Raw genomic sequence first — 20,926 nt, forward strand, 5'->3', positions numbered from 1 at the left:
AAGATGCCTTCGTGGTTCGTATCCAGTATTAGACGCCGTTTCCAGCGCTTATCCCAGAGTCAGGGGCAGGTTGCTCACGTGTTACTCACCCGTTCGCCACTGATCCCACAGAGCAAGCTCCGTGTTCACCGTTCGACTTGCATGTGTTAAGCACGCCGCCAGCGTTCATCCTGAGCCAGGATCAAACTCTCCGTAAAAAAGAAATGCATACGACACCGGGAAAACGATGACGCAGCGAGTTTGATGCTGACCAAAGAGACAAATTCATTGCTGACTTCATCCATTGCCAACCCCCCGGGAGGAGTTGGTCTTTGATCCAAAGGAATCTCATCCAGCCGAAGCTGAATCGAGGTTATTTGGCATTTGACAAGTGCACGCTGTTGAGTTCTCAAGGATCGGATGCTCCCACGACCCAGTCATCACAACCAGGCCCGCAGGGCAACTTCTCTATCTTATCTGTGTCTTTCAGGCTGTCAAATCGACACGCCGGAAAGCTCAGAACCAGATCTGCGGCTTCGGGCTTAGCGCTCCGAGGCAACTTCACTAGCTTATCCGCTTCGGAGTCGCTGTCAAATCGACTGTTTCTCCGAGGTGGAAGCTCCAGGTCAGACAGAAGTGTGTCTGTGATCCGCTCCGAGGAGCTGATCAGTTGGAGGTGGTTCTCCGCTTGAGGGGGGTAAGGCTCTCGGCCTCTCCGCTTCCCTGTGGGGCGAACAAGTAATAAGTTACGCGGATCCCGGGGATCCGGCAAATCATCGCGATCCGCCGGGCGTGTCGCACGGTCGGCGGCGGATCACACGTCCTGCGTGCGGATGGGATACGCGAAGAAGCAGAGCCATGCCAGCGCACTGAACACCAGAGGAACCACGGCCACCATGACCCGGATGCCGGCATCCACCGACTCGGGCTGCCCCTCCCCCAGCGAGGCATCGAAACCGGAGACCGTCAGCACCACGGCGACCACCACTGCCTGCAGCACCACGGATCCGCGCACCACGAAACCGTTCACCCCGAAGTACGCGCCCTCTCGCCGGTGGCCGGTGCGCATCGCATCGTCATCGATGATCTGGGCGAGCACGACCTCGAGCAGCTGCAGCAGTCCCCCGACACCCACACCGACGCCCACTCCGACCATCGCGGCAGCCAGCACGCTCACGGGCAGCAGGTACCCGAGCACCGCGAGCCCGAACACCGCCACGCTCCACAGCAGCGCGGCGCGCGGAGTCGTGCGGCGCACGACGGCACTCCACAGCACGATCGACGGGATCGCCGTGACGAAGATCGCTCCGAGCAGCGCACTGCCCTGCCCCTCGGCGGCACGCAGCGAGTAGCGGACGTAGAACGGCAGACCCGCCAGGATCACCGCGATCGCCGTCTGCATGAAGAGCGAGCCGAGCACGTAGGGCACGAACGCGCGGTTGCGGAAGGTGTACGTCAGCTGCGCGCTCCACCTCATGGCCTCGGATGCGGCCTCCGGCACCCGCCGTTCGATCATCCCGCCGAAGAAGGACCACGCGAGCAGGGCCAGGCAGACGGCCGAGAGCACGATCGCCATCCCCGCCCAGCCGATCCACCCGTAGAGCGCCGGGGCACCGGCGGTCCCCAGCACCATGCCGAGGATCGCGAACACCTGGCGCGGCACGTTGCCCCGCGCTCTCTCCTGCGTCGTGCGGAAGATCTCGGGGAACAGCGCCGAGATGTTGAGCACCACCACCACGAACGCGATGTCGTACACGGCGACCGCGACGAGGAACCAGACGATGAGCCCGCCGGTCGGCAGCGCCGGTGGCATCCACACCAGAGCGAATGCGACCACGAGCGGCACGATGCCGAGACCGATCCAGGGGATGCGGCGCCCCCAGGGCGTGCGGATGCGGTCGGAGAGCGCCCCCACCACCGGGTTCAGCACCGCGCTCAGCACTCCGTGCGCGATCAGGGCACCGGCGATCCAGGCGGGGGCGACCCCCAGGTGGGTGACGTAGAAGTACACGACGAACGCCGAGAAGGTCTGCGCCATGAGCTGCGTCGGAAAGCCCGAGGCGCCGAACGCGATCGTCTGGGCGCGGGTCGGGGCGCCGTCCAACCGGCGCTCACGCAGGCGCAGGACCGGCGAGGTCATGCGACCGCGCTCCTCTGCAGATCACGCAGAGCACGCCACCCGATGCGCACGAGTCCCTCGTCGGCGATGACCTGCCGCACGAGCGGGTCGGCGAGAAGGCGCAGCTCCTGCCCGCGTTTCACCGCGGCGAAGTCGACGACCGCCCGCAGTTCGTCGTCGTCGACCATGGGGTGCAGGTAGATCTCGGTCACGCCGGCGGGAACCTCTCGCAGCAGAGCCAGGAACCCATCCCGCACCTGCTCGTAGCTCTCGCCGGGGACCTCCTCGAACGGATGCGTCCACAGCCGGTCGACGATCTCGACGCCGAGTGCGTCGGCCGCGGCGCCGGCCTGCTCGAGACGGCGCCTCAGCGCGGCATCCGCTCCCTCGATCACCCTCGGCAGGCGGAACGGGAGTCCGTGACGGGCGGCGAGAGCGAGCACCGGGGCGAGGAAATCGCGCCCGGTGAGCAGCCCGTAGAGCGAACCCATGTGGTTGTCGAGGTGCGTGACGTCGACGCCCGCGGCGAGCGCCGCCTGCAGCTGCGCGGCGATCTCGGCGGCGACGTCGTCGACCGAGGCCTGCTGCTCGACGGCGACCGCCCCCGCCGGGAAGTATCCGGCCTGATCGACGAGCGTGGTAGCCGTGCCGGTCAGCGGACGCCAGCGGTAGTCGGTCCACTCGCTCGTGAGCACGAGGTGCACGCCGACGTCGAGATCGGTGCGCGCCGCGGCGAATGCCAACGCCTCGGGGGCCCACGCGCAGGGCACCATCACTGTGGCGGAGTCGATGTCGCCTGCATCGAGCAGGCCCGACACCGCGGAGTTCGCCGCATGGCACATGCCGAAGTCATCCGCGTTGATGATCACGGCCCTGGTGCCGGGGCCGAGTCCGAGTCGCTTCACGAGATCCGACGTCATGCGCTGTCCTGCCGCCTATGCCCTGCGAGCGACGGGAGGCCGCTCGACCGAGGGGACGAGCTGCGCGAAGACCGTGGCCCGGAGCGCCGCGCCCGCCTCGCCGACCGCTCCGACGAGAGGGGCTTCGGGGCCGAAGGACGAGACGAGGAACCGCAGGGGCAGACGCGCGGCGAGCTCTTCCGCCTCTCGCGCGACGGCGTCGACGAGCGCCGGATGCGCCGCCGTGCCCGCCAGGATGAACGCTTCGGGGTCCAGCACGAGCGCGATGGTGCCCGCGACCAGCGTGAGGCGCCGCGCCATCTCGGCGACCATGGCCTGGGCGGGCGCATCGCCCTGAGCCGCCGCATCGAGGTGACGAGCGATCGGATCCTTTGGGTCGCGCCCGTGCGCGAGGGCGAGGTCGGAGACGACATCGTCGCTGAGCACCGGGGCGCCGATGGGCACCGGCGTCTGCGGCAGGTACATGACCTCGCCGGCCACGCCGGAGAATCCGCGGTGCAGAGAGCCGTCGATCACGATGCCGGCGCCGAGGCCCTCGTCGAGCAGCAGCAGCGCGAAACTGGCGAGCGACGCTCCCGACCCGGCCGTGAGCTCGGCGAGCGCGGCGAGGTTCACGTCGTTCTCGACGCGCACGGAGCACCCGAGGCGGGTCGAGAGGGCGCAGCGGAAGGCCCCGCCATCAGGGCCCTGGTCATCGCGGATGCCGCCGTCGGCCGTCACGATTCCGGGGACGCCGGCCACCACGAGGCGCAGGGGCCCGGTGACCGAGCGAAGACACCGCTCGACGGCCTCGGCGATGACTTCGACACGATCGACGTGCGGCGGCAGCGAGGCATGATCCTCGGCGCGCACCGCGCCCGTCGGATCGACCAGCACGACGTGCGCCCCCTGACCGTCGACGTGCACGGCGGCGGCGAACCCGAGGTGGGGATGCAGCGCGACGCGACCCGCTGCGGGACCCCGCGTCTCGCGATCGACGCCGGCCGGAGCGACGGCCGCCGATCCCTCGAGCATCCGAAGCACCTGCGTGACCGCCGTGCGCGAGAGCCCGGTCTCGGCCATCAGCTCCGCGCGCGTGAGCGGCCCCCGGCGCGCGAGCGTCTCGAGGATCGCCCGGCCGTTCAACGTGCGCAGCAGCGTCTGCGGACCTGCGAGTGGTCGTGCCATGGTGATCCCCCGGACTCGATGCTCGCCCAGCATGACACATCGCGTCTCACTGGTCGAGAGGCTCCTGCATCCGCTCATCGGCGTCGCCATCGGTGGCCACGAATACGTCGACATCCTGTGCACAAAACGATGGAATCTGTTGCCAGACAGCGCTACGGCTGTCAATATCGTCACATGAGCACTCCCCGCAAGCAGCCGGCCCTGGATGACATCTCGAAGCGCATCATCGAACTGCTGCAGGAGGACGGTCGCCGTCCGTACGCCGAGATCGGCCGCGAGGTCGGCCTCAGCGAGGCCGCGGCGCGGCAGCGGGTGCAGCGCATGACCGAGGCCGGCATCATCCAGATCGTCGCCGTCACCGACCCCATGCAGCTGGGCTTCCACCGCATGTCGATGATCGGCATCCGTGTGACCGGGGATCCGCGTCTCGTCGCCGAGCAGCTGACGAAGATCCCCGAGCTGGCCTACGTGGTCGCGACCCTCGGCACCTTCGACATCCTCGTCGAGGCGGTGTGCGAGAGCGATGCCGATCTGCTCGACCTCATCGCCACGCGCGTCCGCACGATCCCGGGTGTGACCCACACCGAGAGCCTGCTCTACGCCGGCCTCTACAAAGACCTCTACAACTGGGGCACGCGCTGAGGCGCGAGCGGAGAGCAGGAGAACAGCATGGGAACCACGGTCTTCGAACGTCGCCGCCCCGCGGATGCCGTTATCGACGCCTCGCTGCGCGACACGGCGTTCCGCGTGTTCTGGCTCGACGACGTCGAGCGCGTCTCGCACCCGGCATTGACCGGCACGGTGACAGCCGACCTCGCGATCGTCGGCGGCGGATATGCCGGCCTGTGGACGGCCGTGCGGGCGAAGGAGCGCGACCCCGACCGCCGCGTCGTGCTGCTCGAGGCGTCGCGGATCGCGTGGGCTGCCTCGGGGCGCAACGGCGGATTCTGCGAGGCGAGTCTGACGCACGGTCATGAGAACGGTCTGACGCGCTGGCCCGACGAGATCGATCGCCTCGAAGAGCTGGGGATCGAGAACCTCGACGGCATCGAGGAGACCGTGAAGCGATACGGCATGGACGTCGAGTTCGAGCGCACCGGTCAGCTGGCCGTCGCGGTCGAGCCGCATCAGGTCGAGTGGCTGCGCGAGGAGGAGGGGTTCCTCGACCGCGAGGCCGTTCAGGCAGAGGTGCACTCCGACACGTTCCTCGCCGGGGCCTGGGAGCGGGACAGCACCGCACTCGTGCATCCGGCCAAGCTCGGTCTGGAGCTGGCGCGCGTCGCCGCCGATCTGGGCGTCGAGATCTACGAGCAGTCCCTCGTGCGCGAGATCATCGGCGACGGATCGGGGGCGATCACGCTCGTCACGCGCGATGGCGGCAGGGTGAACGCGGATGCCGTGGCGCTGGCCACCAACGTCTTCCCCTCGCTGCTCACACGCAACCGCCTGATGACCGTTCCCGTCTACGACTACGTGCTGATGACCGAACCGCTGACAGACGAGCAGCTCGCCTCGATCGGCTGGTCGCACCGGCAGGGCCTCGCCGACAGCGCCAACCAGTTCCACTACTACCGGCTCACCGCAGACAACCGCATCCTCTTCGGCGGATACGATGCCGTCTACCACTTCGGCGGCAAGGTGCGCCCCGAGTACGAGGACCGCGCCGAGAGCCACCGCAAGCTGGCCTCGCACTTCTTCACGACGTTCCCGCAGCTCGAGGGCCTGCGCTTCACGCACCGCTGGGCCGGAGCCATCGACTCGTCGAGCCGCTTCTGCGCGTTCTTCGGCACCGCCCGCAAGGGACGGGTGGCCTACGCGACGGGGTTCACGGGACTCGGCGTCGGCGCCGCCCGCTTCGCCGCCGACGTCATGCTCGACAAGCTGTCGGGCGAGCCCACCGAGCGCACCGAGCTCGCGATGGTGCGCGAGAAGCCGATCCCCTTCCCGCCCGAGCCCGTCGCCTCGATCGGCGTCAACCTCGTCCGCGCGGCGATGAACCAGGCCGACCACAACGAGGGCAAGCGCAACCTGTTTCTCAAGACGCTCGACGCGGTCGGCATGGGATTCGACTCGTGAGCGGGCTCGCGCCCGGCGAGGGAGTGGATGCCGGTGCGGCGCCCCTCGCGCATGAGCCGTTGCCGACTGACGAGGTGATCATCGGTGCGCCGACGACGGCGGTGCACGATCTGGCGACGATCGGCGGCGTCGAGGTCGGCATCTGGGAGATGACGCCGGGCACGGCATCCGACACCGAGGTCGACGAGGTCTTCGTCGTGCTCTCGGGTCATGCCAGAATCGAGTTCGTCGAACCGGCACTGCCCGCGATCGAGGTCGGGCCGGGCTCGGTCGTCCGTCTGGCCGAGGGCCAGCGCACCGCGTGGACGGTCACCGAGACGCTGCGCAAGATCTACATCGCCTGAGGGTGCCTGTGCTCCCAGCTACCCTCCCCTCTCGGGAGCACTTCATGTGGCACCTGTTGCCGCTATCCGCGAGGCATTCCGACAACAGGTGCCAACTGCCCACCATTGCCAACACTCAATGTGGCACCTGTTGCCGGATACGAGCCCGATTTCCGACAACGGGCGCCAACTCACAACGCCCGCGATCTCACCCGCGCCAGCCACGGCGCAGCAGCGCATCGCGGATGAGCCCGCTCGCCGTCGGATGCGGCCCTCGAATGTGATCGGACGTGAGCCGAACGACCTCGTATCCCTCGATGGCGTAGGCGGCGTACTTCTCGATGTCACGGTGCCACTGCGCGCGTGACGTGCGGTGATGGTCCCCCTCGACTTCGACGAGCACTCTGAACTCCGGGTAGGCGATTTCGGTCACACCGAGAAGGCGACCCCGGGCATCACGGATCTCGACATCGAGAACCGGTTCCGGAAGACCGTCGATTGCGGCGTCGAGACGGCAGTCGGTCTCCAACGGCGATGCGCTCCCCACGCGGATGTCGTCGATCGCCGCTCGAAGACGCGACGAGCCGTGCCGTCGCCCGGCGTGGATCGCGGCGCGCAGCTGCTCGATGGAGCACAGCCCGCGATCCCGCCTCAATCGTGCATGGTCATCCCTCGGGACGCGCACGAGCGCATCGCCTACCTGCACGAGTTCGCGTACCGACAGCTCCGTCGCCAGCATGGCCCACGTGGATGCCGGGCTCGCCACAGCGAATCCGTCGAGCTGACGCACCGACACGAGCGTCGCGGCGACCTGGCGTCCTCCGATGCCGGAACGTCGTGGAGCGCGATGCGGAGCTGTGACCCCCACTTCGAGCTCGCCCGAGCAGTCGACGGGCAGCTCCCAGAATCCCGCGGCCGTTCGACCGACGAAGAACGCATGGCGCACCATGAGTGGCCGGTACAGCTCGGCCCGGCGGCGCATGTCCGCGCGCTGGGCCCGGTCGCGGGCCAGCGGCGCATCCTCGTGTTCTACGCGCATCGTGTCGCCCTCGGCAGCCGGCGCCGGGGCGACGATCAGCCCGCGGTGGGGGTGCTCGAGGTCCTGCGCTCGGAGTCGGCGTGCGCTCACCCCGGCGGCGCGCGCCTGTTCCGGCGTGAAGACGTGTCCGAGCGAGGCGGGGAGAGGTGTGGGACGACGCGACATGAGGCGATGGTGCCTGCGGGTGACCTCGATCCCGGACGGGCGCACCGCCCACTGTGAACGACCCGTCGGATCGGGCATCTGTGCACGAAGAGTGAGCGCCAGGTCGCACCACACACAACTGGCGCCCGGCGTCGCTATCCGGGAGATATTCCGGCAACAGGTGCCACCCCATGCGGGCCTAACCACACACAACTGGCACCCGGAGCCGCTATCCGGGAGACATTCCGGCAACAGGTGCCAACTCAGTGGGAGAGTGGAAGAGCGGACGGCAGAGCGCAGCGAGCAGAGAGCAGACGGCAGAGAGCGTCAGAGCAGCGCCCGCACCGAGGCGTACGCATCGGCGACGTCGCGGGTGGGCTCGTCGAAGACCCGCACGATCCCGGCGTCCCCCTCACGCAACGGCCAGCCCGGGTCGCCCGTGGTGATGAAGGACACCGCAGCGCCGTGCACCTCGTCCGCCAGCGTCTGCGGCGGGTTCGGCCCTGCGAGGGCTTCCATCGCCGGGCCGTCGAGGCAATCGAAGAAGAACGGCACGTCGAGGCAGTGCTCCGCGAAACCGAAGCGGCCGGAGGGCCACGAGAAGCGGTAGAGCCAGGTGGGGGCGTCGGCACGGTCGGCCGCGATGCGCGGCACGGTGGTGCGGAACATCCGATCTGTCAACACCCGGCCCGCGAGACGCGCCTTGCCGAGACGCACGATCTCGGCGTTGGCGGCGAGATACTCGGCGCGGATGCGCTTGGGCACACCGAACCTGTTCAGCAGCACGGACTGCGGGACCCAGCGCAGAGCCTTCGCCGCCCCGCCGGCGAACGCCATCGTGAATTCGTCGTCGGTGGCGCCGATCACGAGTGGCTTGTCGGCACCGATGCCGGCGCGCAGCGACTCTCGGGTCGGGCGCGGCAGTAGATCGCCGTCGATGGCGGGGCCGAGCGGCAGCCCTTCGTCGATCACGGTCGTCATCGAGGACGGCCCGAGCTGAGTGGCCTTCTTCTGCAGCGCGAGCAGACGATCCTCCGACAGCGTCGAGAGTCCGGCGACGGTCGGTGGCACACCAGCCGACGCGGCGAGCGCCAGCCCGAACGCCTCGGCGCGGACCGCGGACACGTCTCCGAGCGCACCCGAGATCGTGTACACGCCGTGGAACAGGTGCTGCGCCTTCTCCATGCCGAGCAGCGTCAGCACGGCGCCGCCGCCGGCGGACTGGCCGGCGATCGTCACGCGGCTCGGGTCTCCCCCGAACGCGCCGATGTTCTGCTGCACCCATTCGAGAGCCAGCAGCCAGTCGCGCACCCCGCGGTTCGACGGCGCATCCTCGATCCAGCCGAAGCCGTCGAACCCGAGGCGGTACGAGATCGAGACGGTGACGATGCCGTCGCGGGTGAAGTTGCGCCCGTCGTACCAGGGACTCGCAGGTGAGCCGGCGAAGTACCCGCCGCCGTGGATCCAGACGAGCACGGGGAGTCCCGATGCCGTCGGATCGGGTGTGAAGACGTTGACATTCAGCGTCGAGTCGCCCTCGACGCTCGGTTCGGGGATCAGCGTCACACCGGGGTCGCCCCGCTGCGCGGTCGCGGCGAACTCGAGCGCGTCGAGCACGCCCTCCCACGGCGCCTTGGGCACCGGCGCCTGGAACCGCAGGTCGCCGGTCGGAGGCTCCGCGAACGGGATGCCCAGGAACGCCGCCGATCGGGGAGCTCCTCTCCCTCCCGTGGTCGGGCGCCAGCGCCCGCGCACCCGGCCTGCGGCGGTCTGCACTTCGACGAAATCGGTCATGACTGCCTTCCGTTGTGGCCCCCGCCTACTCGCCGACGCGGGTCACCGCGGCGTGCGGCATCCGCTCGGTCATCACGCGCACCGCCGCGGGGTTGTCGTCGACGAGCACCGCATCGCGGCCGAGAGCCGAGGCGACCGCGCCGGTCGTGCCGCTGCCGGCGAAGAGGTCGAGCACCCGGTCGCCGGGCCGGCTGGATGCCCGCACGATCCGGCGCAGGATGCCCTCGGGCTTCTGCGTCGGGTATCCGGTCTTCTCGCGTCCGGTCGTCGGCACGATCGTGTGCCACCAGACATCGGTGGGCAGCTTGCCGCGAGCCGCCTTCTCGGCGGTGACGAGGCCCGGCGCCATGTACGGCTCCCGGTCGACATCGTCGCTGTTGAACACGTATTCGCGCGGATTCTTGACGTACACGAGGATCGTGTCGTGCTTGGTGGGCCACCGACGTCGCGACTTCGCTCCGTAGTCGTAGGCCCAGATGAGCTCGTTGAGGAAGCTGTCTCGGCCGAACACTGCGTCGAGCATGACCTTGGCGTAGTGGGCCTCACGGTAGTCGAGGTGCAGGTAGAGGGTGCCGTCGTCGGCCAGCAGGCGCCACGCCTCTTCGAGCCGCGGCATGAGGAACGCGCCGTAGTCGTCGAACCGGTCGTCGTAGGTGCGCAGCATGCCGCGCACGCGCTCGTACTCGTGCCCGTGGAAGCCGTGCCGCACCTCGGCCGGCGCCGCCGCCGGTTCAGAACTCAGCACGAGTGAGGCCGCCCCGGCACTCGAACCCCGGGATGCCGCGCCGCCCTCGTCGTCGGCATCGGACTCATGCTGAATAGTGGATGTGCGTCGCGCGGTGACGACCTGTCGCTCCTGCGTGCGCCCGGTGTTGAAGGGCGGATCGAGGTACACGAGTGTGAACGATGCCGAGGGCAGCGTCGCCGCGACGGCGAGGTTGTCTCCCTGGATGATCGAGACGGACCCGGGGCCGAGGGCTCCCGGGTCGTCGATCACGGAACCCGGTGCAGCCATGCGTCGGTGGCGAACTTCGACTCCACCAGCGCCTCGGCATCGGCGTACTCGTCGGGGGTGATCGTGCCGTCCTCGGCAGAGGTCAGCGACCGGAAGGTGTCTGTGAAGCGCTCGATGATCTCGGCGCGCGCGAGACCGGTCTGGCTGCGCAGCGGATCGACGCGCTTCGCGGCCGACGTCGTGCCCTTGTCGCTGAGCTTCTCGCGGCCGATGCGCAGCACCTCGGTCATCATCTGGCCGTCGATGTCGTACGAAAGGGTCGCGTGGTGCAGCACTCCCCCGTTGGCGAGGCGCTTCTGCGCGGCTCCGCCGATCTTGCCCGACGAGCTGGCGATGTCGTTGAGCGGCTGATAGATCGCGTCGATCCCGAGCGAGCGCAGGGCCTGCAGCACCCAGTCGTCGAGGAACGCGTAGGAGTCGGCGAAGGTCATACCCTGCACGAGCGATGCCGGCACGTACAGCGAGTAGGTGATGATCTGGCCCGCGGCCATGAGCATCGCGCCACCGCCCGAGATGCGGCGCACGACGTCGAATCCGTGTCGCGCGGCCCCCTCGGGGTCGACCTCGTTGCGGTACGACTGGAACGAGCCGATGACGACGGCCGACTGGTCCCACTCCCAGATGCGCAGGGTGGGGCGGCGACGCCCTTCACCGACGCGCGAGGTGAGCACCTCGTCGAGCGCGAGGTTCATGCGCGGCGAGACCGCCTTCTCGTGCACGATCTCCCAGTCGAAGTCGTTCCACCCGGGTGCGGTCACCAGCGCGCGGCGCACCGCGGTGCCGACGGCTTCGGGCGTGAACCCGAGCAGCTGGGCTCCCTCGGGCAGCGCGCCGCGGACCACGGCGGCGATGGCCGTGGCATCCGATTCGACCGGCAGCCCGGTCACCGCCGCGTCGATGTCGTCGAGCGCCGTATCGGGTTCGAGGAAGAAGTCGCCGGCGAGCCGGAAGCGGGCGATCCTGCCGTCTTCGACGTCGAGATCGACGACGACGAGCTTTCCTCCTGGAACCTTGTATTCACCGTGCACGGTTACAGCTTAAGGCGCAGGGTGCCCGGCGGCGCGGAGGCTGCGCGCTCAGCCGCCGAGCACGACGGCACGCTCGCCGGCCCGGATCGGCAGCGAGTAGCGGTTGCCGGCCGGTGGCTGCGGGCACAGGTACTGATCGGAGAACGCGCATGGGGGAAGGTACGCGCGGTTGAAGTCGATGACCGCCGACCCGTCGGCACCCGGTTCGTCGATGGGCAGGAACCGGAAGCGATAGGTCTCGATGCCGTTCGTCCCGTCGGCGAACACTGCGGTCAGACCGCCCTGCGGGGTGCGGGTCACGTGCAGCGCGAGCGGGATGCCGTCGAGCTCGAAGTGCAGGCGTCCGGCGAGGTCCGACTCGGCCACCTGACCGTCGATCGCGGTGATCGTGATCGTCTCGCCCGGCGTCGGCTCGAACGACGCAGGGATCCGCCACCCCTCCCGCGGCGGATATGCGTCGATCGCGCTGAAGTGCTCGCGCTCGCGTCGCCGGGGATTGAACACCCGCAGCGCCACCGAGCCCCTCCGATCGAACACCCTCAGCTCTCGCCGACCCAGCCGCAGCGTCTCGCCACCCCGCAGCGTGACCACCGATCCGCCCGCACCGAGATCGCTGCCGCGGATGCCCCCGTCGCCGGTGAGCGCCCACAGACCCGGAACCCCCTCCACCGCGGCCGGCTCGGTGATGAGCCAGTTCGTCGACTCGAGCGCGGCAGGGCCGTACTCCGCCCCGGCGTATCGCTCACGCGACTCATGCCATGCCCGCCAGTCGTCTGTGAAACCCACCACGCACCTCCCTCTCGCCGCGAATCTATGCGGAGAGAAGGCCGATATGCCGCGAAGACGTCACGCGGATTCACCCGCTGTAACACCCGTTCACGGGGCGTAACACGCGGACGCGCGCGGACGCGCGCGGACGCGCGCGAGCGTGCGGGAGCGAGAACGAGTGGGCAGCTCAGCGTGCGGGGATGTGCGCGTCGAGCCACGACAGCACGTCGGCTCGGACCTCGTCCTGCTGCAGCTCAGCGAAGATCTCGTGCCGAGCATCCGGGTACACCAGCGTCGTGACGTCGGTGAGTCCCGATCGGGTGCGGTACTCGTCGGCGAGCTTGTGCACGCTGCGCGGGCCGCCGACCGAGTCGTCGCGACCGACGAGCAGGAGCATCGGGATGTCGCGGCCGAGGTTCTTGCGCGGGCGCCCGTAGAGCTTGGCGGCCTCGATCGGACCGAAGAGCTTGAGCAGCGGTTCGTCGGTGGTGAGCGGGTCCTCGTCGAACTGGGTCCACACGGCCGGGTCGCGGCTCAGCCACTCGAGACCGGTGGCGTCGGGGCCCGCCCAGCGGGCGTTCAGCGGCGCGGCGTTGAGCGAACCCGGCATCCGCAGCGCCGAGCCGGAGAGGATCACTGCATCCCAAGCTTCGGGATGCTCGTTCACCAGCATCTGCGCGAGGAACGACCCCCACGAATGTCCGAGCAGCACGAGCGGCAGATCGGGATGCTCATCCTTGATGATGCCGGTGAGCTGCCAGATCGCATCCTTGGCCGCCGTCAGACCGCCCTTGCCCAGGCGCCCGAGCTTCGCGGGACCTCCGTGCTGGCGGATGCCGGTGCGACCGTGACCGCGGTGATCGTCGGCGTACACGATGAAGCCGGCCTGAGTCAGGGCGGCGATCAGGGCGCCGTAACGGCCCGCGTGCTCGCCCACCCCGTGCAGCAGCTGCACGACTCCGCGGGCGTCACCCGCCGCGGGGTGCACGTCGTAGACGATGGCGATGCCGTGGGCATCCGTGAACTCGCGCGTATCCGTCACGCACCCACACTACTGACGAGAGGTTCAGCGCGTCAGTGCACGAGTGTCGCAGCGCGTCAGTGCACGAGTGTCGCAGCGCGTCAGTGCACCAGCGCGTCGACCATGCTCTGCGCGATCTCGAGGTCGGTGACCTCGTAGCCCCCGACGCCGTCGGAGGCCGATCCCATGCGCACCCCGCCCCGCGCCCGGCTGTCGTCGTCCACGACCGTGCGCTTGGCGGAGAAGTGCAGCGCGTCGATGCCGGTCTCGATGAGCGCGCGGGCGCTCGCGGCATCCACTCCGCTCCCCGCCATGATCTCGATCTCGCCCGCAGCCTCGGCGACCAGGGCACGCAGGGTGTCGACGCCGTCGATCGCGACCGAGGCGCCACCCGAGGTGAGCACCCGACGGAGGCCGAGCGAGCGCGCGGTGGCGAGGGTCGCGACGGGGTCGACGGTCACGTCGATGGCGCGGTGCAGGGTGACGGATGCACCGCCCGCGGCGTCGCGCAGGCGGCGCATCGCCGGGATGTCGAGCAGCCCGTCGTCACCCAGCGCGCCGATCACGACACCGTCGGCGCCGGCCGCGATCGCCCTGCGCACATCGTTCTCGGCGACCGCGATCTCGTCGGCGGTGTAGACGAAGCCGCCCGCACGCGGACGGATCAGCACGTGCACCTCGGGCCCCACGGCACGGGCTGCGTCGATCGACAGCTCGAGCGTGGCAGGCGAGGGGGTGAGGCCGCCGAGCGCGAGGGCCTGGGCGAGTTCGACGCGTGCGGCGCCGACCGCGCCGGCGATGCGCACTCCGGTGGGGTCCTGCACGGCGATCTCGAGGGCGACGGGTCGTGTCATGGGTCCATTCTGGACTGTCGGGCACCCCTGATCCGCCACGCCCTTCCCCTCGCGCGGGAAATTACTTAGACTGGCTAAGTAATGTCTGTGCCCGATGATTCCCTCCAGCTCACCGCGACAGATCTGCGCATGGCCACCTTCCGGCTCGCCCGGCGCCTTCGCTGCGTCCGCGCCGTCGACGCCATGAGCGATGCCCAGCTCGCCGTGCTCGCCACCCTGCGCATGCACGGTCGACGCACCATCACCGCTCTCGCCGAGCGTGAGCGCGTCACCGCGCCGTCGATGACGAACATGGTCAACGGCCTCGAAGAGCAGGGTCTCGTCGTGCGCACCCCCGACGCCGAGGACCGGCGCCGGGTGCAGGTCGACATCACGGATGCGGGGATCGCGATCGTCGCCCAGACCATCCAGCGTCGCGACGAGGCACTCGCCGAGATGCTCGGCGAGCTCGACTTCACCGAGACGGAGCTCGCGACGCTGCGCGAAGCGAGCGCCCTGATGCGCAAGGTGGTCGACCGATGAGCGCCATGTTCCGGTCGTTCGCGAACATCAACTACCGCATCTGGTTCGCCGGGGCCCTCGTCTCGAACATCGGCGGCTGGATGCAGGCCACCGCGCAGGACTGGGTCGTGTTGACCGAGCTGACCGACAACGACGCGGCGGCGATGGGCGTGACGATGGCGCTGCAGTTCGGGCCTCCGCTCGTGCTCGTGAGCCTGACCGGATGGGTGGCCGATCGCTTCGAGCGGCGGAAGATCCTGCTCGCCACCCAGACCTCGCTGCTGCTGCTCGCGATCGCGGTGGGCGTGCTGCTGCTGAACGACGTCATGACCCTGCCGATGATGTTCGGCTTCGCCGCCGCCTTCGGCGTCGTGAACGCGTTCGACGCCCCCGCCAGGCAGGCGTTCGTGTCGGACATGGTCTCGTCGGGTGACACGTCGAACGCGGTGGCGCTGAACTCGGCATCCTTCAACCTGGCCCGCATGATCGGACCGGCCGTGGGCGGTCTGCTGATCGTCGCGATCGGATCGGGGTGGGTGTTCATCGCGAACGCCGTGACGTTCCTCGCGATGCTCATCGCTCTGCTGATGCTGCGCACCGGCCAGCTCGCCCCGAGGCCGAAGAACCGCCGCCCCGGCGGCCTCGCCGAAGGGTTCCGGTACGTGTGGGGCCGCAGCGACCTGCGCGTCGTGTTCGTGACCGTCTTCCTGATCGGTGCCTTCGGCATGAACTTCCCGATCTTCGCCTCGACGATGGCACTCGAGTTCGGCGCGGGGGCCGACGGCTACGGCATCCTCAGCTCGGTGCTGGCGATCGGATCACTCGCCGGGGCTCTGCTCGCCGCCCGGCGCGACCGCGCCCGCGTGCGCGTCGTGATCTTCGCGGCCGGCGGCTTCGGCATCGCCGCGTTCGTGTCGGCGGCGATGCCGACCTACGTGAGCTACGCCGTCACCCTGACGTTCACCGGGTTCATGATCGTGACCCTGCTGACGACCGCGAACGGTTACGTGCAGATGACCACGGCGCCGGCGCTGCGCGGGCGTGTGCTCGCGCTGTACATGGCGGTCATCATGGGATCGACCCCGGTGGGCGCCCCGATCGCGGGATGGGTGGCCGACGCGTTCGGCCCGCGCAGCGCGATCATGCTCGGCGGCACCGCCGGATTCGTCGCGTGCGCGATCGGGGCGATCTGGGTCTTCACCTCGGGCCGCCTGCACCGCGCCGAGAACAGCCGGTTCCTGATGACGCTCGACGAGACCCGGCCGCTCGACGTGATCGAGGCGGAGGCCGTGCGGCGGCCCGAGCCGGTGGAGTTCAGCGACGAGGCCGCCATCACGACGCCGATCCGCACCACCCGAGACGACGAACCGATCCGCTGAGCGCGGCGCGATCACACCCGCTGATCACCGGTGCGCGGTTTGTCAATGCCCTCCACGCGCGGCGGAGGCAGTCGTAACGTCGCAGCATGGACCAGAACACAGGACGCACCCCGCACTCCGAAGAGCCGGCCGAGGGATCCGCCGAGCGTGACGAACTGCACGGCAACGCTCAGGGATCGACCCAGGGCGGGGCCATTCAGGGAGACAGCTCGCACGGCGATGCCGCGCGCGGTGCGATCCAGGGCGAAGCGCAGGACGGAAACGCCCAGGGCGCGGCGCAGGGTGGCGCGATCCAGGGCGACAGCTCGCACGGCGAATCACCCCGCGGGGCGATCCAGGGCGATGCGAGCCCCGACCGCGAGGCCGCACTCGGCGGCGATGAGAACACCGAGGAGCAGCTGACGGCCGACAACGATGTCGAGCGCGACACGCTGCGCACCCTCGACCCGGACGACGCTCCGGCCTGAGACACGACGCGAGCGCGCCGGTACCCAGGGGGGCGGGTGGTGCGCCGGGTCGTGATGATCGGAGGATCAGAGGACGATCCGCAGACGGTCGGTCAGACCGCTCGGCGGATCGTCCTCTCACGTGTGCCAGAGCCGCAGCCACGCCGGCGGGATCGCGCTCTCACAGCGCTCAGGCGCCGAGCACCAGCTTCAACTGCTCGACGGCCCAGTCGAGCTCGGTCGCGCGGATCACGATCGGCGGAGCGATGCGGATCGTCTGACCGTGCGTGTCCTTGACGAGCACGCCCCGGTCGAGCAGCTTCTCGGCGATCTCGCGACCCGTGCCCTTGGCCGGGTCGATGTCGACACCCGCCCACAGGCCGGCGATGCGCACTTCGGTGATGCCGTGGCCGATGAGCGGCGCGAGAGCTGCGGCGAGGTGCTCGCCGAGCGCGCGGGCCCGCTCCTGGAACTCCCCCGACTCGAGCATCTCGACTACACGCAGCCCCACGGCCGCGGCGAGCGGGTTGCCGCCGAACGTCGATCCGTGCTCGCCGGGCCGGATGACACCGAGCACATCGGTGTTCCCCACCACAGCCGAGACCGGCAGGATCCCCCCGCCAAGCGCCTTGCCCAGCAGGTACAGGTCGGGCACGACGCCCTCGCGATCGCACGCGAACGTCTCGCCGACCCGACCGAGTCCCGACTGGATCTCGTCGGCGATGAACAGCACGTTCTTCTCGTCGCAGATCTCGCGGATGCGGCGCAGGTAGCCCTCCGGCGGGATCACCACACCGCCCTCGCCCTGGATGGGCTCGATCAGCACGGCGGCGGTGTCTTCGGTGATCGCTGCGGCGACGGCATCCGCATCGCCGTAAGGGACCACATCGAAGCCGGGCGTGTACGGACCGAAGTCCGCCCGCGCCTCGGGGTCGTCGCTGAAGCTCACGATCGTGGTGGTGCGGCCGTGGAAGTTGCCGGCAGCGACGATGATGCGCGCCCTGCCCTCGACGATGCCCTTGACGCGGTAGCCCCACGCGCGGGCGACCTTGATGCCCGTCTCGACGGCTTCGGCGCCCGTGTTCATGGGCAGCACCATGTCCTTGCCCGCGAGGCTCGCGAGTGCGGCGGCGAAGGGCTCGAGGCGATCGCTCATGAACGCACGGCTCGTGAGCGCGACGCGGCCGAGCTGCTCGGTGAGAGCCGCGACGATCTCCGGATGCCGGTGGCCGAAGTTCACCGCCGAGTAGGCGGCGAGCAGATCGAGGTAGCGCTTGCCTTCGGCATCCGTCACCCAGGCGCCCTCACCGCGGGCGATCGTGACGGGCAGCGGGTGGTAGTTGTGCGCGACGTGCGGCTCGGCTGTGACCTCGGCGTCGGTGCCGGCAGCGTCGGTGCCGGCGTCGATGGGTCCCTGAGCCTGTCGAAGGGTCATGACCGGCCCCGCAGTTCGAGCGTGCAGCACTTGATGCCGCCGCCGCCGAGCAGCAGCTCGGACAGGTCGATCATGATCGGGTTGTAGCCGCGCTCGCGCAGCTGCTTCTCGAAGCCCGTCGCGCGCGGCGAGATGATCACGTTGTAGCCGTCGCTCGCCGAGTTGAGGCCGAAGACCGAGCCGTCCTCGTCGGACACGAGGATCGCCTCGGGGAAGCGCTCCTCGAGGATCGCGCGGCTCGCGTCGTCGAACGCACCGGGCAGGTAGGCGATGTTGGCGCGCTCGGGGCCGCCGTTCTCAATGCCCTGCACCGGGTCGAGCACGGCGATGGCGGTGTCGAGGTGATAGAAGCGAGGGTCGACGAGGGTGAGCGACACGACCTCGCGACCGAAGACCTCGCCGACCTCGCGGTGGCTGTCTCCGGTCGAGCGGAAGCCCGTGCCCGCGAGGATCACGTCGCCGACGAGCAGGAAGTCGCCCTCGCCCTCGTTGACCTCTTCGGGGATGACCGTGTCGTACCCGGCGGCGCGGAACCAGTCGGCGAAGGCCGGAGCCTCACCCTGACGCTCGACGAAGCGGAACTTCGGCGCGTAGGCGCGGCCGTCGATCAGGAACCCGCCGTTCGCGGTGTAGACCATGTCGGGGAAGCCCGCGAGGGGCTCGATCAGCTCGACCTCGTGGCCGAGCTCGACGTACAGGTCGTGCAGCTTCTGCCACTGCTCGACGGCCCGGGCGGTGTCGGTGGGCTTCGACGGCTCCATCCACGGGTTGATCGAGTAGTTCACCGTGAAGTGCGAGGGCGCGCACATCAGGTAGTGACGGTGGTGTGCGGTGCGGACCGGGGTCGCGGTCTCGGACGTCGACGCAGTGGTTTCGACAGACATGGGGCTCCTCGAACGGGATGCGGCGGACGCTGTCCAGGGGCCCGGCGGTCCTTCGACCCGCGCCGCTCGGTGAGAGTCGGCGGCGGGGAAGATGCGACTCGAGCACGCCGCATCCCATTCTGTCACCCGCCCCCTGGATGCCGCCAGAGCGCCCCCCTTTGCTGCCTTCGAATCGCTCACTTGGCAGTTTCGGGGCGGCAGATTCTGCCAAGTGCGCTATTCGAAGGCGCCGCGGACGACGAGCTTGCCGACCGTATGACCGGCTTCGAGGTGGGTGAGCGCGGCGGATGCGTCGTCGAAGCCGTATTCGCGCTCGATGACGGGCGTGAGGCGACCGTCGGCGGTGAGATCGAGCAGCTTCGCGAGCACCTCGGGGCGAGGCGTCGCCGCGAGCGGTCGGACGCGCCGTTTCGAGCCGATCGACCGTGAGAACGCCTCGAGCATCCGCGGTACCGGCCCGAGCACGTGCCCGCCGTTGCCCGTGACGAGCACGGCGCTTCCACCCGGCACCAGCAGTCTCTGCAACGCGCGGAGGTCCGTGCCACCGGCGATGTCGATCACCGCGTCGAAGTGCGCTGCGGGCAGCTCCGACAGCGGCGAACGCCGATGGTCGAACGTGCGCGCCGCGCCGAGGTACTCGACGAGCCGCGCGTTGCGGTCGCCGCACGCCGCCCAGACCTCCGCACCCCGCAACGCCGCGAGCTGCACGGCGAACGTGCCGACCCCGCCGGATGCCCCGATCACGAGCACCCGCTGACCGGCCGCAGCCCGTCCGTCGTCGCCGGCTCCGATTCCCACCCCGGCGAGGTCGAGCGCCTGCCAGGCCGTGCCGCCGGCGACCGGAAGGCACGCCGCCGCCTCGGCGCCCACGTCGGGCGGGATCGGCACGAGACGGGATGCCGGCACCGCCACATACTCGGCGAGTCCACCGCCGCCGACGAGCTCGCCCACGACCGTCTCACCGACCTCGGCTCCGATGACGGCCGGCCCGGTGGCGACCACCTCGCCGGCGACCTCCATCCCGCGCACCGGATGCTTCGGCTTCGTGAGGCCGAACACCGGGCGCACCAGCAGGGGGTCACCGAGCAGGAGCCGCACGTCTCCGGCGTTCAGCGCGGTGGCCTGCACGCGCAGCAGCGCCTCTCCGCGTCGCGGAACCGGCACGGGGATCTGCTCGAGGCGGACTCCGTCCGCCGGGCCGTAGGTCTCGCGGCGCCAGGCGGGCATGCTGCGTGGCGGCGTCGTGCCGACGGGGTTCGTGTCGCTCATCTCAGGCATCCTTCACGGTCGGTTCGGGGTACTGGAAGAGATCGTCGAGCCCGACCCCGAAGGCGCGGGCGATCTGGAACGCGAGTTCGAGCGTCGGCGAGTACTTCTCCTGCTCGATCGCGATGAGGGTCTGCCTGGTCACGCCGATGCTGCGCGCGAGCTCGGCCTGCGTGAGTCCCGCGGCTTCGCGATGCGCGCGGATGCGGTTGGACACGAGGGTGGGCTTGACCATCAGACGAGACCCCGCCGGTAGGCGACGACCCGCGCGACGCTGCCGACCATCGCCGCGACGGCGAACCCGGCGAACATGGTGTTCGCGATCCAGAAGACGTCGGCGCCGACGGCACACAGGGCGATCACCCCGAGCCCGGCGATGACGACGAAGGCCTGTTCGACACGGCTGCCCATGCGGCTGATGTCGCGGTCGCGGACGTCGGACTTCCCGACACCGTCGGGATCCTTCGCACCGGCGATGATCCCCCACACGATGCTGATCACGATCGTGGCCACGATGCCGAGGCCGATCGTCCACAGCATCGGCGGGAGCCAGTCGACCTCGGTCACCGGCCGGCCGGACGCCTGTTGGAGCACCGACACGACGTATCCGCCGATCACGAGGACGCCGACGATGAGACCCGCCCACGCGTTGCGCTCTTCGTAGACCATGATGCCTCCCGTGTCAAAGATTCTTGACATCAGGCTACGCCCAGGCATCCGTCGTGTCAAGAATTCTTTACACGACGCCCCGTTCCCGCCCCCTCCGCC

21 protein-coding genes and 1 rRNA gene are annotated in these 20,926 nt (G+C 69.4%); 6 read left to right on the forward strand and 16 right to left on the reverse strand.

Annotated elements, in window-relative coordinates; translation table 11 throughout:
* The 4 genes from IXW21_RS17910 to IXW21_RS17925 all read right to left on the reverse strand — a co-directional run.
* Nucleotides 1-197 (reverse strand): 16S ribosomal RNA (locus IXW21_RS17910); the annotation flags it as partial.
* A 596-nt stretch (nucleotides 198-793) separates the two neighbouring features.
* The gene (locus tag IXW21_RS17915) at nucleotides 794-2,119 is read right to left on the reverse strand and encodes an MFS transporter (protein WP_194765589.1); all 1,326 of its coding nucleotides are present in this window, start codon (nucleotides 2,117-2,119) and stop codon (nucleotides 794-796) included.
* Nucleotides 2,116-3,018 (reverse strand): ChbG/HpnK family deacetylase, encoded by a 903-nt coding sequence (locus IXW21_RS17920; RefSeq protein WP_194765590.1) that lies wholly within the window; start codon nucleotides 3,016-3,018, stop codon nucleotides 2,116-2,118. The genes IXW21_RS17915 and IXW21_RS17920 overlap by 4 nt, the downstream gene beginning before the upstream one ends.
* 15 nt (nucleotides 3,019-3,033) lie before the next feature.
* On the reverse strand, nucleotides 3,034-4,185 hold the full coding sequence (locus IXW21_RS17925; protein ID WP_194765591.1) for an ROK family transcriptional regulator: 1,152 nt from the start codon (nucleotides 4,183-4,185) through the stop codon (nucleotides 3,034-3,036).
* 174 nt (nucleotides 4,186-4,359) lie between these two features.
* Here IXW21_RS17925 and IXW21_RS17930 point away from each other — a divergent pair, with 174 nt between their 5' ends.
* From IXW21_RS17930 to IXW21_RS17940, 3 genes are read left to right on the forward strand one after another with little or no spacing between them, the layout of a single operon-like run.
* Complete coding sequence (locus IXW21_RS17930) at nucleotides 4,360-4,827, forward strand: Lrp/AsnC family transcriptional regulator (RefSeq protein WP_194765592.1); 468 nt, start codon at nucleotides 4,360-4,362, stop codon at nucleotides 4,825-4,827.
* 27 nt (nucleotides 4,828-4,854) lie between these two features.
* Nucleotides 4,855-6,261, forward strand: coding sequence for an NAD(P)/FAD-dependent oxidoreductase (locus IXW21_RS17935; RefSeq protein WP_194765593.1), 1,407 nt, complete (start codon nucleotides 4,855-4,857; stop codon nucleotides 6,259-6,261).
* The gene (locus IXW21_RS17940) at nucleotides 6,258-6,605 is read left to right on the forward strand and encodes a cupin domain-containing protein (protein WP_194765594.1); all 348 of its coding nucleotides are present in this window, start codon (nucleotides 6,258-6,260) and stop codon (nucleotides 6,603-6,605) included. The genes IXW21_RS17935 and IXW21_RS17940 overlap by 4 nt, the downstream gene beginning before the upstream one ends.
* A 187-nt stretch (nucleotides 6,606-6,792) precedes the next feature.
* Here the strand turns inward: IXW21_RS17940 and IXW21_RS17945 are convergent, their stop codons facing one another.
* From IXW21_RS17945 to IXW21_RS17975, 7 genes are all read right to left on the reverse strand, one after another.
* Complete coding sequence (locus IXW21_RS17945) at nucleotides 6,793-7,788, reverse strand: hypothetical protein (RefSeq protein ID WP_194765595.1); 996 nt, start codon at nucleotides 7,786-7,788, stop codon at nucleotides 6,793-6,795.
* Nucleotides 7,789-8,094: 306 nt separating this feature from the next.
* The gene (locus tag IXW21_RS17950) at nucleotides 8,095-9,561 is read right to left on the reverse strand and encodes a carboxylesterase/lipase family protein (protein WP_194765596.1); all 1,467 of its coding nucleotides are present in this window, start codon (nucleotides 9,559-9,561) and stop codon (nucleotides 8,095-8,097) included.
* 25 nt (nucleotides 9,562-9,586) lie between these two features.
* Complete coding sequence (locus tag IXW21_RS17955) at nucleotides 9,587-10,576, reverse strand: DNA-methyltransferase (RefSeq protein WP_194765597.1); 990 nt, start codon at nucleotides 10,574-10,576, stop codon at nucleotides 9,587-9,589.
* Nucleotides 10,555-11,604 carry a lipoyl protein ligase domain-containing protein gene (locus IXW21_RS17960; RefSeq protein WP_194765598.1) on the reverse strand — a complete coding sequence of 350 codons (1,050 nt, stop codon included), beginning with the start codon at nucleotides 11,602-11,604 and terminating at the stop codon, nucleotides 10,555-10,557. Before IXW21_RS17960 ends, IXW21_RS17955 begins: the two co-directional genes overlap by 22 nt.
* Nucleotides 11,605-11,652: 48 nt before the next feature.
* Nucleotides 11,653-12,393 carry a DUF1684 domain-containing protein gene (locus IXW21_RS18615; RefSeq protein WP_323742316.1) on the reverse strand — a complete coding sequence of 247 codons (741 nt, stop codon included), beginning with the start codon at nucleotides 12,391-12,393 and terminating at the stop codon, nucleotides 11,653-11,655.
* A gap of 166 nt (nucleotides 12,394-12,559) precedes the next feature.
* Entirely contained in the window at nucleotides 12,560-13,414 is an 855-nt protein-coding gene (locus tag IXW21_RS17970; protein ID WP_194765599.1) for an alpha/beta fold hydrolase, read from the reverse strand.
* 80 nt (nucleotides 13,415-13,494) lie between these two features.
* Nucleotides 13,495-14,247, reverse strand: coding sequence for a copper homeostasis protein CutC (locus IXW21_RS17975; protein WP_194765600.1), 753 nt, complete (start codon nucleotides 14,245-14,247; stop codon nucleotides 13,495-13,497).
* An 81-nt stretch (nucleotides 14,248-14,328) separates the two neighbouring features.
* Here IXW21_RS17975 and IXW21_RS17980 point away from each other — a divergent pair, with 81 nt between their 5' ends.
* The 3 genes from IXW21_RS17980 to IXW21_RS17990 all read left to right on the forward strand — a co-directional run bounded on the left by IXW21_RS17980 (nucleotide 14,329) and on the right by IXW21_RS17990 (nucleotide 16,594).
* Nucleotides 14,329-14,769, forward strand: a complete 441-nt coding sequence (locus tag IXW21_RS17980; RefSeq protein ID WP_194765601.1) for a MarR family winged helix-turn-helix transcriptional regulator — start codon at nucleotides 14,329-14,331, stop codon at nucleotides 14,767-14,769.
* Nucleotides 14,770-14,774: 5 nt separating this feature from the next.
* Nucleotides 14,775-16,127: an MFS transporter gene (locus IXW21_RS17985; protein ID WP_194765606.1), complete on the forward strand. Its 1,353-nt coding sequence runs from the start codon at nucleotides 14,775-14,777 to the stop codon at nucleotides 16,125-16,127.
* Between the two features lie 86 nt (nucleotides 16,128-16,213).
* Nucleotides 16,214-16,594: a hypothetical protein gene (locus IXW21_RS17990; RefSeq protein WP_194765609.1), complete on the forward strand. Its 381-nt coding sequence runs from the start codon at nucleotides 16,214-16,216 to the stop codon at nucleotides 16,592-16,594.
* A 169-nt stretch (nucleotides 16,595-16,763) separates the two neighbouring features.
* Here the strand turns inward: IXW21_RS17990 and rocD are convergent, their stop codons facing one another.
* The 5 genes from rocD to IXW21_RS18015 all read right to left on the reverse strand — a co-directional run bounded on the left by rocD (nucleotide 16,764) and on the right by IXW21_RS18015 (nucleotide 20,857).
* A complete protein-coding gene (rocD, locus tag IXW21_RS17995) occupies nucleotides 16,764-18,008 on the reverse strand; it encodes an ornithine--oxo-acid transaminase (RefSeq protein WP_228528751.1) in 1,245 nt (414 codons plus the stop codon).
* A complete protein-coding gene (gene ddaH, locus IXW21_RS18000) occupies nucleotides 18,005-18,892 on the reverse strand; it encodes a dimethylargininase (protein WP_194765602.1) in 888 nt (295 codons plus the stop codon). Before ddaH ends, rocD begins: the two co-directional genes overlap by 4 nt.
* 216 nt (nucleotides 18,893-19,108) lie before the next feature.
* On the reverse strand, nucleotides 19,109-20,161 hold the full coding sequence (locus IXW21_RS18005) for an NAD(P)-dependent alcohol dehydrogenase (protein WP_194765603.1): 1,053 nt from the start codon (nucleotides 20,159-20,161) through the stop codon (nucleotides 19,109-19,111).
* 1 nt (nucleotide 20,162) lies between these two features.
* Nucleotides 20,163-20,393 carry a helix-turn-helix transcriptional regulator gene (locus tag IXW21_RS18010; RefSeq protein WP_194765604.1) on the reverse strand — a complete coding sequence of 77 codons (231 nt, stop codon included), beginning with the start codon at nucleotides 20,391-20,393 and terminating at the stop codon, nucleotides 20,163-20,165.
* Entirely contained in the window at nucleotides 20,393-20,857 is a 465-nt protein-coding gene (locus tag IXW21_RS18015) for a hypothetical protein (RefSeq protein ID WP_228528752.1), read from the reverse strand. Before IXW21_RS18015 ends, IXW21_RS18010 begins: the two co-directional genes overlap by 1 nt.
* Between the last annotated feature and the right edge of the window lie 69 nt (nucleotides 20,858-20,926).

The organism is Microbacterium sp. UFMG61, assembly GCF_015354505.1.
Classification (GTDB): domain Bacteria; phylum Actinomycetota; class Actinomycetes; order Actinomycetales; family Microbacteriaceae; genus Microbacterium.